This is a genomic window from Methanolacinia paynteri (assembly GCF_000784355.1).
GTDB classification, from domain to species: Archaea; Halobacteriota; Methanomicrobia; order Methanomicrobiales; family Methanomicrobiaceae; genus Methanolacinia; species Methanolacinia paynteri.
The window spans coordinates 36606-51012 of the sequence record NZ_KN360934.1 but is presented as its reverse complement, the minus strand read 5'-3'; the positions used below and the strand labels follow the sequence as shown (position 1 = coordinate 51012).

General features: G+C 46.0%; 11 protein-coding genes. 1 reads left to right on the top strand and 10 read right to left on the bottom strand.

Translation table 11 applies throughout. The annotated features are described in order from the left end of the window. Positions 1-15: 15 nt before the first annotated feature. From METPAY_RS08740 to METPAY_RS08695, 10 genes are all read right to left on the bottom strand, one after another. On the bottom strand, positions 16-1845 hold the full coding sequence (locus tag METPAY_RS08740; protein WP_084600743.1) for a dipeptide ABC transporter ATP-binding protein: 1830 nt from the start codon (positions 1843-1845) through the stop codon (positions 16-18). 2 nt (positions 1846-1847) lie between these two features. Beyond that, on the bottom strand, positions 1848-2777 hold the full coding sequence (locus METPAY_RS08735) for an ABC transporter permease (protein ID WP_084600742.1): 930 nt from the start codon (positions 2775-2777) through the stop codon (positions 1848-1850). Further along, positions 2774-3757: an ABC transporter permease gene (locus METPAY_RS08730; protein WP_048151440.1), complete on the bottom strand. Its 984-nt coding sequence runs from the start codon at positions 3755-3757 to the stop codon at positions 2774-2776. Before METPAY_RS08730 ends, METPAY_RS08735 begins: the two co-directional genes overlap by 4 nt. A 4-nt stretch (positions 3758-3761) precedes the next feature. After that, positions 3762-4637: a class I SAM-dependent methyltransferase gene (locus METPAY_RS08725; RefSeq protein WP_211251527.1), complete on the bottom strand. Its 876-nt coding sequence runs from the start codon at positions 4635-4637 to the stop codon at positions 3762-3764. Beyond that, the gene (locus METPAY_RS08720) at positions 4621-6270 is read right to left on the bottom strand and encodes an ABC transporter substrate-binding protein (RefSeq protein ID WP_048151436.1); all 1650 of its coding nucleotides are present in this window, start codon (positions 6268-6270) and stop codon (positions 4621-4623) included. The genes METPAY_RS08725 and METPAY_RS08720 overlap by 17 nt, the downstream gene beginning before the upstream one ends. A gap of 292 nt (positions 6271-6562) precedes the next feature. Then, on the bottom strand, positions 6563-7645 hold the full coding sequence (locus tag METPAY_RS08715) for an FmdE family protein (RefSeq protein WP_048151609.1): 1083 nt from the start codon (positions 7643-7645) through the stop codon (positions 6563-6565). A 315-nt stretch (positions 7646-7960) separates the two neighbouring features. Continuing rightward, complete coding sequence (locus tag METPAY_RS08710; RefSeq protein WP_048151606.1) at positions 7961-9115, bottom strand: ABC transporter substrate-binding protein; 1155 nt, start codon at positions 9113-9115, stop codon at positions 7961-7963. 149 nt (positions 9116-9264) lie between these two features. Further along, positions 9265-10419 carry an ABC transporter substrate-binding protein gene (locus tag METPAY_RS08705; protein ID WP_048151434.1) on the bottom strand — a complete coding sequence of 385 codons (1155 nt, stop codon included), beginning with the start codon at positions 10417-10419 and terminating at the stop codon, positions 9265-9267. Positions 10420-10582: 163 nt separating this feature from the next. Then, entirely contained in the window at positions 10583-11479 is an 897-nt protein-coding gene (locus METPAY_RS08700) for a class I SAM-dependent methyltransferase (protein ID WP_048151432.1), read from the bottom strand. 30 nt (positions 11480-11509) lie between these two features. Then, the gene (locus METPAY_RS08695) at positions 11510-12595 is read right to left on the bottom strand and encodes an FmdE family protein (protein WP_048151430.1); all 1086 of its coding nucleotides are present in this window, start codon (positions 12593-12595) and stop codon (positions 11510-11512) included. Between the two features lie 388 nt (positions 12596-12983). Here METPAY_RS08695 and METPAY_RS08690 point away from each other — a divergent pair, with 388 nt between their 5' ends. After that, positions 12984-14186, top strand: a complete 1203-nt coding sequence (locus METPAY_RS08690) for a cytochrome c biogenesis CcdA family protein (protein WP_048151429.1) — start codon at positions 12984-12986, stop codon at positions 14184-14186. Positions 14187-14407: the final 221 nt, after the last annotated feature.

Sequence of the window (14407 nt, the reverse complement as noted above, 5' to 3'; positions counted from 1 at the left end):
GAAACTCCAGATCCTCTAGAATTCGGATTTCGCATCCGAAAGTTCCTTTTCTTCACCGGTTATCATGCCCGCCGGAGAATCACCAGAGTGGTACATGGCATGAGATTCCCCGGAAATATTCCCTTCATGCCCGTGGCAGCAAAGCCCTATTCTCGATCCAATAAGTCTTCGTGTGTAATCGTCAGAAGGAGAAAGCATGACATCATGGGCATTGCCTATCTCCACAATTTTACCGGAATTCATTACCGCCACCCGGTCTGCGATCTTCAGTGTCAGTGTCAGGTCATGAGAGATATATATCATGGCAAATCCCCTCCTGTTCTGCAGGCCTTTCAGGAGCCTCAAAACATTTGCTGAAGTTGATACATCCAGTGCCGAAGTTATCTCATCTGCAATCAGCAGTTTGGGTCTCATTACCATAGCCCTTGCCAGGGCGACTCTCTGCCTCTGTCCGCCGGAAAGCTCGCTGCAGTATTTGCCGATAAATTGATCAGTTGAAGGAAGGTGGACAAGCTCAAGAACCTCACGGGCCATTCGAACCCTTTCTTCAGGGCTGCCAATGCCGTTGATATCGAGAGGCTCCTTTATTGCATCAAGTACTGAAAACCGGTTGCTCGTAGAACTGAACGGGTCCTGGAAGACTATCTGAACCCCGTCGAAGCTGCTGCCAAGGCAGCCTTCACTAACATCAGAACCCATAAACTCCACCTTTCCGCATTCAGGCAGGAGTACGTTTGCCAGAATGTGTGCAAGAGTTGATTTGCCCGAACCGGTCTGGCCCACGACAGCAAGAACTTCTCCTTCCATAACATCGAGACTTACATCATCGACAGCCAGGATATATTTCTTACCTGGAAGGGAATACCTGAACTTCAGATCTTTTGCCTCGAGAAGAGTCATTATCCCTCCCCTGTGGCATGCAATCTCGCGCCCGTCTCCCAGGGGCTGCAGTTCAGGAGCGGCCTTCGAGCAGATTTCGGTCTTTTGGGTGCATCGTTTACTAAACGGGCATCCGCAGAACTCCTCACCTGAAGGTGCATCGCCCCGAATACCCCAGAGATCTTTGTATATGAAGATGTCAGGCGTAGAATGGACCAGTCCGCGGGTATACGGATGACGTGGCCCGGTGATAACGTCCCTTACAGGACCTGCCTCCACCACTTTCCCGGCATATAATACCACGATTCTTGTGGCCAGCGAAGAGACGAAGGTGATGTCATGTGAGATTATAAGCATTGAATAGCCGAATTTCTCTTTAAGGCTGACGAGTAGCTCCCTGATCTCCTTTCTTGTAAATGCATCAAGTGCAGATGTAACTTCATCAAGTATCAGCAAAGGGGGATTGCAGGATAAAGCCATTGCAAGAAGAACCCTCTGGCGCATACCGCCGGAAAGCTGATGCGGGTATGTCTTCATCCATTCGGGATCGAGGCCAACCATCGAGAACAGTTCCCCGCATCTTTTCTCCGCTTCATCCCGGCTGAATCCAAGATGGGTAATCATCGGCTCCATGACCTGGTCGCCTGCCTTAATTACCGGATTTAAAACCTCAAGGCCGTTCTGGAAAACAATCGCGATGTCCTTCCACCTGTAGCAATCCATCTCAGGGTCGGGCAGGGAGGATATTTCAGTCCCCCTGAAAAAGATATCCCCTGAAACATCCGCATTTTCCGGAAGGAGCCCCATTATACCTAATGCAATTGTTGTCTTGCCACTCCCCGATTCACCGACTATGCCAAGGACCTCTCCTCCGCCTATCTCAAAGGACACCCCGTCAACAGCTTTTACCGCATGGGAATCGGACAGGTATTCGCACTTCAGGTTATCAATCCTTAGAATACTCATATTCAGGAACCTCTCTTGTATCGTAATTTGGGATCAAGCACCCTCTCAAGGTCCCTGCTGATAAAAGCAAGGGAGAGAAGCAAAAAGATCAGCATAAACAGCGGGGGCAGGAGCCACCACTGCCAGTAGGGAGTAAAATAGATCGAACGAAAGCCTGTGGCATAATTAAGCATCATGCCCCAGCTTTTTGAGGTAGGATCGCCAAGCCCAAGGAAGGCAAGTCCTGTTTCGGCGATGATCGCGTATGATGTTATACCGATGATCAGGACAAGAAGTATCGGCATTACCTCGGGAAGGATATGCTTCCGGAGCAGGTAAAATGATCCTGCACCGTAATTACGGGCTGCTGTTATGTAATTATTGTTTTTAATCGAGAGTGTCTGTGAGCGTGCGATCCTGGCTGGTTTAGCCCAGCTGAAAAGAACGAGTATAAGAACGACATTCAGGATGCTCGGACCCAGAAATGCAGAGATGACAACAAGCAAAGGGAAAGAAGGCAGGGCCATCGTAACATCTATCACCCTCATTAATGCCTGATCGGCAGTTCCGCCTTTATATCCCGCGAGTATACCGAGTGCACCTCCTCCGATCCCTGCCAGAAGAGCCACCGCAAGACCGATGGTGAGGCTCATCCTCGCACCGTAGCAGATCTGTGACCAGATATCCATACCAAGTTCGTCGGTCCCGAGAATATGATCGGCGTTTGGAGATTCCAGTGAATCACCTGTAATTTTGTCAGGTTGATAAATGGTAATCAGTGGTGCGAATATTGCCATGGACACCACTATCAGGAGACCGATGATCCCTATCTTTCCCTCGATACTGAATCTGGAGAAAGTTGCTGAGATTTTTCCGGTTATCTTATACAGGAGATTCGTAAGGGTCACTAATACAACACCGTGGCCGGTCTGCACGAATTCCTCTCCACTCATACCTCAACCCTCGGATCAAGCTTTTTGTAGATCTGATCGACAGCCAGATTGCAGACAAGGATGGAAATGGCAAGCACAAGGAGAATTCCCTGGATCAAAGGGTAATCACGGCCGACAACCGCACTTCTGAGGGTCATTCCTATGCCGGGATAGCTGAAAACGCTCTCGACGAGGATAGCTCCCCCCATCATAATGCCTATCATAAAGCCCGTTCTCGTCACGACCGGAAGGAGTGCATTTCTTAAAGCATGGCTGTTCCATACCTTCTTCTCGCCGACCCCTTTTGCCTTTGCCGTACGTATGTAATCCTTTGTCATAACCGTTATCAGGGTGTTTCTCGTGAGGAGATACACACCGGTCAGCTGCGCAAGCGAAAGAGTGACGATCGGGAGGAAGGCATGATACATTATATCACCCGCCTGATCCAGAACACTTCCGTAATCTGCAAAAGGCGTGACGGCCCCGGCAAGGGGAAATACCCTGAAGTATACCCCGAAGGCAAGCAGGAGGATAAGGCCGAGCAGAAATGAAGGGATCTCGGCAAACGCGATAAGTCCGGTCATCATCAGCCTGTCGGATCCTTTCTTCCTGTTTTTGGCGGAGATCGTCCCGAGAATAACACCTAAAATGGTACTCAGGGCAGTGGCACATATGACTATAAGTATAGTCCAGGGCAAATGCAGCTTTATCACGTCGATAACCGGCATTTTATAATATATGCTTCTCCCCAGATCACCGGTCGCAAGGTTCTTCAGGTAGGCTACGAACTGCTCTGGGACAGGTTTGTCGAGTCCGTAATAGTTCAGGTAATACTGCCGCTGCTCCTCGGTCATTACTATTATCTCTTCGCCGGCCTCATCGGCGGAATTAAGGGCGAAGGGATCCCCGGGCATCATGCGGGGCAAAAAGAAATTTATGGCAAGAATTACGAATAATGTCAGTAAAAACCTGAAAATAAAAGAATTCCTGTCTTTATCCATCACATCATCTGCCGTTTACAGTCCAGATCATCATCCCGGTATATACGTCCGATTCCGTTCTGTAGATGCCGTCCGGCGATTTGGCCCTGAAGTAATCACGAATCATCTGAATTTTATCGTCGTCGAGGTCCTTGCCGTGTGCCAGAAAGGCACTCGCCCGTTCGGCAGCCTCTTCCCAGGGGGATTCCTCCTTTCCTTCGAGATGGCTGACCTTTATCAGCGGACGGAATCCTGAAATATACAGGTACATGAACGGGAAAAACATCCCGCTTCCATGGGCATTCAAAGTTTTCCCGTCGGCTTCCTGCTCGTCAAATATCATACTGCGGAGCACATTATGGGACTGGTCCTCGTTTCTGTGTACGAAATTACTGTAGTAGCAGAAGCCCCGGGAGCATGCCATCATTTTCTCAAAACTTTTTATATCGTTTACTCCGGGAGTCATCGAGGCAAGGACGAGATCGTATTTTCCCCTTAACCCGAGTGAATCTATATCCGCACTCCACCATGAGCATTCCATCGGTTTTACAGACAAATTTTCGCTTTCTGCAGTTTCTCTCAGCCTATCAATCATCCCGCACGATATATCGAGAGCCGTCACTTCGGCGCCCAGGCGGGCGAGTGGAAGGGACAGGGTGCCCGGGCCGCAGCCGATATCGAGAACTTTTGACCCGGCGGGGTTAAAACCGGAATCTTCAAGAAATTCCAGGATTCCGGCAATCCTCTGCTTACCTTTTTCTTCATCGACATTTTTCGCAAACCTTGCCGAGCACTTCTGCCAGAACTCGATCATCCGTTTTTCATCCGAATGGTGAGGGATGTTTGAGGTCTCCGCTTTCCAGCAGTCGACCAGGTTTTTCAGGTTATCGTTGTGCTGCAACTCCATCCCTCATAAGATATGAAAGCTTGCTGTGTGTTCTGGCGTGATGGTCGTACATGTTCATCCACCCGTCGTAGTCGGAAATTCTCCAAGCATCATAGCTGGTGGTGTAATACAGGGGTATCGCCGGAACGTCATCTGCCAGGATCTCCTGCATCTGGTAGATCAGGTCTTTCCTCGCGTCTTCATCGAGTTCCTGGAGCTGGAGGAGACCTAGTTCATTTAGATCCGCGTTATTGTAGCCCCATGATGCAGCACCGGACGATACCGCATTTCCTCCGGAACCGTTTTCATAAACGCAGTACCTGGACCTCAGGAAGTCGGGGTCCTGTCCCCAGCCTCCGTAGCCGTTGATTAAGAGTTCGAAATCCCCGCTTACGAGGTTTGCATCACGGGACCTGCTCTCAAGTGCCTGGACCTGAACGTCTATTCCTACCTCGCCAAGCCTTTCCTTGATGATTTCCGCGATACGAACCTGGGTGTCTTCACCTGTGGTTAAGGAATACGACATCTTCTCCCCGTTCTTATCCCTGAATCCGTCACCGTCGGTATCGGTCCAGCCTGCTTCATCAAGCAGCTCCTTCGCCTTTTCAGGATCATAGGAATATGCAGGCTGATCGGAGTTATACCATATGTGATCTTCAGGCAGAATGCCCATATTTCCGGGTTTGCCTGCACCACGTGCGATTTTTTCGATCAGTTCATCGCGATCGATTGCATATGCAAAGGCCTGCCTTACCTTTTTATCGCCTAATTCAGGGCATTTATTCATATTGAAATAGAACTGGTACGCCCAGAATGCCGGCTGCTGAACAATTCTTACATCGGGATCTGATTCAAATCTCCCCAGGACATCGGGGGTGATACCTGTGAAATCTATATCCCCCTGCTCAAAAGCGATCAGTTCGTCACTTACAGGAACGAATTCAACGGTTTTGATAGCAGTATCGGGACCCCAGAAGTTCTCATTCGTGACAAACCTGTATGTACCATGCTCTTTGTTGTATTCGTCAAGAAGATACGGTCCTGTTCCTGTCACCCCATCGGGTTCGAGATAACTTGTCGGATCCGAAACATTCGCATAGATATGTTCGGGGATTATGTAGAATCCCGTTAGTTTATACAGGAAGGTTGAGGCAGGATTCTCAAGAATGAATTTGACGGTGCCGGAATCGACTACTTCCACACTCTTAACAATTCCTGATTCGATACTGCCTGTTACGGGAACATTTTTCAGTTCATAGTCGAATGTGAATTTGACGTCGTCGGCCGTAAAAGGCTCGCCATCCTGCCAATATACATCATCGCGAAGGTAGAAAGTATACTCCAGACCGTCATCGCTTATATCCCAGCTTTCGGCAAGCCATGGGATAATTCCCTTTTCGTCCCTCTCTACAAGGCTGTCGAAGATCATCCTGACCTTTGCGGAGGACGGCCCCCGGGTATAGCAGGTAAAGGGCTGGGGATACCCGCAGTCGCTGGCGGCCAGATAGATCAAATCCGCCTGGGTTGACGAAACACCAGCGTTTTCTTTTCCTGCCTGCTGCCCCTGCCCGGTACAGCCCGATATCGCTACTGCGATTATGACAAACAGCATGGACAAAATTAACAGATCTTTATGAAGATTTTTCATGATAACACCTTTTAGCAATAACCCCTTTTTTAATCAGCATTTAAGAATTCAGACCATAATACACTCTTCTCTATCAAAGTAGTAAAAGTGAGATCAATGATTCTTTGAAATATTGATATTTTGTACAATAAAAGTATTACTAAATGGATTGTTTATTAACACAATTGCCATAAAGATATGGAAATAATTTAAGATTGAAATAAAAAATATCTAAATTTGCCTTACTTTTACTATCAGGGCATGCCTCCAGAGTTTAATCTAAAAAAGAGTAATTTAAAGAATATGGTAACCGTTACTGCATCATTCCGATTACTTCATAGGGATTATTCAGCGGATCTTTCAGCTCGGAGAGCATCCCGGAATCCACCGTGAATTCCTTCATGACTTTAACATAATCTTCGGGATGATCGAGATTCTGCACCATATCCGCGGTTTGATAAACCTTCTGACCCCAGGAAGGGCCGGTCCATTCCGATTCGTCGAACTGGAATCCAAGTGCGAGGCCTGTACCGTTGTTAGCCTTCCTGTCCCAGAGGACGAAGATACCTGCAGGGCGGATACCATACTCATTGGTGAGATACTCCTCATCCTCATCCGTAAATACAACCGAAGAAGCCACTCCGCCCTTTCCGGGTGTCATATCCCAGAGGGTCGGGTATAAATCCTCTTTACACCAGGTGGGATTTGAGATTACCGTATACGATGTTCCATCGGTCAGCGGCAGGTTTTCCTCGACGTATTTTACGAGAATGTATCCACTCGATACTCCGGGGCAGAAGTGATTGTGAAGCGATGCCGCGTACATAAGATCATACGGAGCACCATATGCCCAGCCGTTTGATAGTGAAACCAGCGAGAATGCATTGCCTCCAAGAGCCTTCTGTGTTGCATTGCCTGCATCGGTATCTTCAAGCATCTGGTAGATATCGCCTGTGACCAGAGAAACGGTCGAGAATGCATCCTCAGGAGACAGTGATTCGACCGCTGCTGCGCTCATATTGAAGAAGCTCTCTTTCGGCACAAGATAGAGACCTTTTCCTGTGTCTTTATCGTAAAAATAGAACCAGAGGTCATTCCATTCTGCACGGTTAATCTGGAACAGCGTGTTGTCACTGTTTTGCAGTCCCGATACTTTGGTAATCCCGGATATGATCTTTTCTGTGGTCTGACCGTCCACCAGAACACGGCCGGCATCCGTCAGGACAACAACGTCCGGGCTGCCGTAATCAAATCCAAGTTCATCCATTGCAATTGTGGCTGCATATTCCCCCAGAGCCTCCATTTGATCTGCATCAGGCGATGCTGCCACTATCTGTGTACATAGCACAACTGCTACAACCAGACAGAATATTGCTTTAAACCAATCCTCTTTCATAACAATCATCTCATTTAAAACCGATTCGAACCGGATGCCAGCGGGCATTCACAGAACTGAATCGCATGTGCGGAGCTGATGAAAATATCCAATAAGCCCTTTCAATAATAATACATTAGTTAATAAAAGTATTACTAAATGCTTTTCCAATTTACAACTTGATTTAATAATTATAAACAGTTGATAAATATCATACTACTCAAGACGGAAAAATAACCAGCATCATGGCATGAACTAATTCCAGTTCATTTTCATTCAATCGGAATAAATAGAAAATTAGGTTGAATACCCTGTTTTCAGGATAAGCAAAAGGGTCTACTCAAGAGGAATCTTTTCGAACCCCTGGTTGTTGGATATCGTATTAAGCCTGTCAAAGACCGCCTCACCGACAAACATCGTATAGATCTCGTCGGCTTTCTCTTTTGGATCTATATCCTCAAACCTTTCAGGATAAACCGTTTTTCCCACATAATAAGCATCGGCAAGGACTGTGGCATAATTTGTGGCACGGTAGTTATAGGTCAGAGTCGAGTAAACATCCCCGTTTTTCACAGCCTTTAGTTCGGAGAAAATCTGGCTTTTTATGTCATCGAATCCACCGATCTCATCCTCTACGCGAAGTGTTCCCGCATCTATGAAGATATAATCGGGATCTGCATAGATCAATGATTCTTTCGAGAAATCAGTACTGTAGATATCCGCATCATTGGCCGCGACATTCACAATATTACACCATGAGAACGGAACATACCGTGAACTTGTTGACATCAGACCGTGTGCTCCTCCTGCTGATAAACCCCCGATATATGCAGTCTTTTGTTCTGAGTCGGGAATGTCTGCAGTCCGTTGCATCAGGTCGGCTTTCGAATCTTCAATATATGCAATTAGTTCCTCAGCACGTTCTTCTTTCCCTAGAGCCTCTCCCAAAAGCCTGAATCCCGCAAACATCTCTTCCAGGCTTTCATCATCGTTGAATGATCCCGATGAGAATGCAATTACGGGAATACCCGTCTTAGTCTGCATGACGTCCGCAGGAGAAGCAGTTTCGCCGGACTCGTTGGTTACCGTTGTTCCTGCCATGAAAACGACCTGTGGATTTACGAGCATAACCTGTTCAAGGTTCGCCCCGTCGCCCCTGGTGCTGACGATCGGAAGATCTGCAAACTGCGGATTCACAAGGGTATAAGGCCTGCTGGTTTCAGTTTCCTCTTCGCCGCTTTCAATACCGGCAAGCAGGTTTGAAGACTCCAAATATGTAATGTATCTTGTACAGGTTCCTCCTGATGAGCATACTATGCTGCCGATTTCAGAAGGGACAGTAACTTCACGCCCGTAGTTGTCGGTTATCACTACGGATGATTCTTCATCGCCACTATAAACATATGCAGTACTCTCCGAACAACCGGATACGAGAATTGCAGCTGCAAAAAGCAGAATAATTGCCCCCTGGAATACTCCTTTCCAGATCATAATATGATAATATTCGATACTTTCAATAAAAAGTGTGATCATTTTGATCAGAAATAATAATCCCCATGTAAACTATTAAACTTACAACGGAGGAAGAGAATTCAAAAGCATTCCGAATTTTCCTTCTAAAAGAGAAAAGATGAAAATATTTATTCAAGGTTCACTTTTTTAAAGCCCTGATTATTACAGATTTCATTTAGCCTGTCGAAAACAGGCTCTCCGACAAACATCGTATAGATCTCATCGGCCTTCTCTTCTGCATCTATGTCCCCGAATTTCTCAGGATAGACGGTCTTTCCGATATAATATGCATCAGCAAGGACGGTGGCATAATTTGTTGCCCGACTGTTATATGGAAGAGTTGCATATACATCCCCGCTTTTCACTGCCTTTAGATCAGAGAAGACCGTACTTTTTATATCTTCAAATCCCCCGATCTCATCCTCTACATTCAATGTTCCGGCGTCAATGAAGATGTAATCCGGGTCTGCGTATATCAACGACTCTTTCGAAAAGTCGGAACTGGATATGTCGGAATCTGTAGCAGCGATATTCGCAACGTTGCACCATTCAAAGGGAACATACTGTGAACTTGTGGACATCAGACCATGAGCTCCGCTGTGTGAAAGGCCTCCGATAAATGCAGTTTTTATTTCGGATTCGGGAATATCTGCGGTCCGCTCTATCAGGTCGGCTTTTGAATCTTCGATATATCGGATCAGTTCTTCAGCACGTTCCTCCTTTCCGAGAGCCTCGCCGATAATCCGGAATCCGGCAAACATCTTTTCCAGGCTTTCATCATCGCTGAATGATCCCGACGAGAATGCAACTACGGGAATACCTGTCTTCGACTGCATTATATCAGCAGGCGAGGCCGTTTCACCAGACTCATTTGTCACTGTAGTTCCGGCCGTGAATATCACGTCCGGGTCCAGGACCATTATCTGTTCGAGGTTCGCCCCGTCACTCTTGGTGCTGGCGACAGGAAGATCCGCAAACTGAGGATTCACAAGTACATACGGCCTGTTTGTTTCGTTCTCCTCTTCGCCGCTTTCAATACCAATAAAAAGATCAGACGATTCCATATATGTGATATACCGGGTGCATGTACCTCCCGATGAGCATACGATGCTGTCGATATCGGACGGTATCGTAACTTCACGGCCGTAGCTGTCGGTTATCGTTACGGATGATTCTTCATCGCCGCTATAAACATATGCAGTACTTTCAGAACAGCCTGATACGAGAATTGCGGCTGTAAAGAGCAGAATTATCATCACAGGTAAAATTCCTTTCAAGAACATAGTCTTACAATATTAAATAGTTTAAATAAAAAGTGTGATCATTTGACTTACAGATAACAAAGTGTACAGACATATGAAATGATTACACATAAAAGAGACCAAATTATATTCCCTCGGACATTCCTTACATGAGCAAAATTAAAAAAGAGGGTTGATAGCCCGCCTAAATTTTCCAGACCATCATACCGGTGTATGTAGATGAACTTGGGCTGTAGGTTCCGTTTTCAGAGGCAGTTTTGTAGTAGTTCCGGATAATTGCCTGTGTTTCTTCATCAAGGGTTCTGTCGCGGCTCATCATATCAATGGTTCTTTCAGCTGCATCTTCAGGACCTTTCTCCATCATATGCTCTGAATTGACGATTTTAACATCAGGGCAGTACCCGTTAAGATAGAGGTACATGAAAGGGAAGAATAATCCGTTCCCCGGTCCATGCGAATGACCGTGCGGGGGATGATCGGGACGGTCCTCTGCTCTTTTTGCTCCGTCCTTCGGTTCAAGGAGTTTTCTGATCTCCTCATGTGCAGGATTCTGTCCTCTCCGGACAAAGTTACTGTAATAGCAAAGACCCTTCGAACAGGATATCATCTTCTCAAAACTTTCGACACCGTTGATACTTGGCGTCATCGACGCAAGTACGAGATCAAACTGTTTTCTGAATCCCAGGTCATCAATATCCGCAGTCCACCAGGAAAGCTCCCTTGCATCAATGTTAAGGTTCTCCTCTTTTGCCGTTGCCCTGAGCCTGTCAAGCATACCAGATGCAATGTCAATCGCCGTCACTTCCGCTCCAGCCTTTGCAAGGGGAATTGCAAGTGTTCCGGGTCCGCACCCGATGTCAAGGACTTTTGCCCCCTCGGGATTAAATCCGGCTTCTTTCAACATGGCAAAGATATTTTCCGTTCTCTTGTGCATACGGCCGCTTTTGCGATCCATACCGAATGTATCGGACCTCTTATTCCACATTTCAGCCGTTCTGCTTTCATCAAAAGGAATCTGGGCATTGCGTGCCGATTCTTTCCAGCATTTGATCCAATTATCCAAATTATCGTTTTTGTCCATATTAACACCTTTAAAAATAAATGTAGTTGTTTAAATCATCCCTATGACTTCATAGGGGTTGTTTTCAGGATTTTTAAGTTCGGAAAGCTCATCACTGTCAACCTTGAACTCGTAGATCGTGGTATAGATGCTGTCGAGATCGCCAAGACATTTTACCTTCTCAACGGATCCATAGACCTTTGTACCCCACGAAGGGCCTTCATATGCAGGTGAAGTCGACGGAAGAGAAGCAATTACGATTCCATCACCCGATTTTTCTCCGCTGTTCCACCTGACGAATACACCTGCCGGCGTTGCATTATATTTTTCAGTGAATGCGGCCTGTGAATCCTCAGTAAAACCATCGGACACAATTGCCAGGTTCTGCTTTCCCGGCGTCATGTCCCACATTATCGGGAATGCATCGAGTTTGCATGAGGCTGATGTGAATACTGCCGTATATGAATCAGATTCTTCAGCAGGAAGTTTTTCCTCGACATATTTCGCAGGGATATATCCGCCGAGAACTCCGGGGCACAAATGGTTATGAAGCGACGCGACGGTCATGAGATCATACGGTGCACCGTATGCCCACGAATTCGAAATGGAAAGAAGCGAGAATGCATTCCCGCCAAGTGCCTCCTGCGTTGCATTGCCCGCATCGGTGTCTTCAAGCATCATATAAATATCACCTGTTATGAGATCTGCGGTCGAGAAGGTATTCTCAAGCGGAAGACTGATGATCTCACCCTTTGTCATGGTATAATACCTGTCTGCAGGAACCAGATAGAGCCCCATTCCGGTATCCCGGTCATAGAAATAGATCCAGAGCGCTTTCCAGTCGGCCCGGTTTATTGTATAGAGGTTTCCATCTCCGTTTGAAAGGCCGGATATATTTGTGATCCCCGATAGTACCTTATTCGTCGGCTGACCATCCACAACAGCACGGCCGGCGTTTGTCAAGACCAAGACATCAGGGTCGCCGTATCCGAATCCAAGCTCATCCATGGCAAGGAGTGCAGCACGCTCTCCAAGCTCTTTGAACATGAAATCATCCGCAGTATCGGCCATCGCCGGAACAATCAGCAGGCACAACAGCAATATGCCTGAAACTAATTTCAAAATACCAGTCCTCATATTTCCTCCGTTTAATCATCGGAACATGCAGTTGCAGCAAAAAAACGAGAATTCAGAATCCGCCTTCTTGCATAAAGATTTTGCAGAACAGTCATATTCGCAACAACAAAACAAAATAATAATTATTACACGCAGCATTAAAAGTATTACTAAATTGATCTGCAGATCTTTTTTATCGAATTATATAACCAAATATAACTGTATAATAAATACAGAAAATCGAAATTCATTCAGATAAGGCCCGATTAAGGTCATATTAAACCAGGAGATTAGACATTAGTCGGGCATTATTATGAAAAGGGAAAGATCTCACCTGAGAGCAGGAGTATTACTTTTTTCTATTTGTGTACCAAATATTACATTAAACAATTTGTGAATCCTGATCCGGATGAAAGGTACATTAAACAGCAAACAGACAGTAGTTTTCTGCAGCATATTTCTTCTGCTTATTCTCGTCTGCCCGGCATATGCAGGTTACGGCTCTACAAACGGGAACAGTGCCGTAAATTTTTCCGCAGAAAATACTGCTCACGACTTTTCATATTCAAATACGACGGTTTACATTTTTTACAGCACTCACTGCAGCGGATGCCTGAAGGCGCTGCCCGTTATTGAAGAGACTGCCGGAAACCACCCAAACATCAGCGTATCATATTATAATATTGAACTTTCGGACGAAAACCTGACAGCTTTATACGATTTTGCCGAGCATCATAATATCACCTTTCCTTCATACCCTGCAATATATACGGGAGACACCATTGTAATCGAGGGTTTTGATGCGATCAATTCAAATATCGAAGATATTTTTAAGAGCGTTGAAAACCGCTCCATACCCGATGCGGAATATGAAAAGAGATGGTACACCGAACCTGTCGAACACAGTCATCCGGGATCATATTCCGAACATCCGGAATTAAAATTAAATCCGTACCTTGTCCTGACTGCCGGCCTCCTGGACGGCATCAATCCGTGCGCTTTTGCCGTACTTGTGTTCCTGCTGGTCTCCCTCATGGCTGCAGGTTCGAAGAAAAAGATCCTCGCAATCGGATTTTCATATATATCGGCAGTATTCATATTCTATATCTTAGCCGGTTTGGGAATCATGAGCATCGTTTCCTTCACAGGGTCCTCACTTGTCTTTTCAATCATTGCCGGTGTTGTTGCCGTAACTGCAGGTATTCTCAGCATTAATGAAGGCATTGCCGAAGATACTCCTGTGAAACTCCGTATTCCCGTATCATCAAAGGAATTTATCGGAAATATCATCAAAAAAGCATCTGTTCCGGCTGCGTTTTTACTCGGTGTCCTTGTAGGGGTCTTCGAACTTCCATGCACGGGAGGGATCTACCTTGCAGTTCTGAGTCTCCTGTCCTCGGAGATGACATTCCGGGAGGGTATGCCCTATCTCGTACTGTATAACCTGATGTTCGTTCTTCCGCTTGTTGTTATTGTCGCACTTGTATATTCCGGACTGTCACCGGCTGCCGTAGACGAATTCCGCGAAAAACACAGGAGGGAGATGAAGGTAATTCTCGGTATAATTCTGGCATTCATAGGATTTTATGTAATTTTTTTGACATTCGTATGAGGATAATAAGCAAATAAAATAATCCCCCTTTTTCATTTTTGGCAATGAAATTTTCACGCAAAAACTAATTATCAGTGAAAGAATTTAGGAGTACGACTTTTTCGGGGATTACTAAATTGTAAATTAAAACATGAATAACAAAAAAATACGCACAAATTGAAGTTTAGATAATCAACACAGAAGCCACGTATTCCACGATCTCCTCTTCCATCGATATAAAA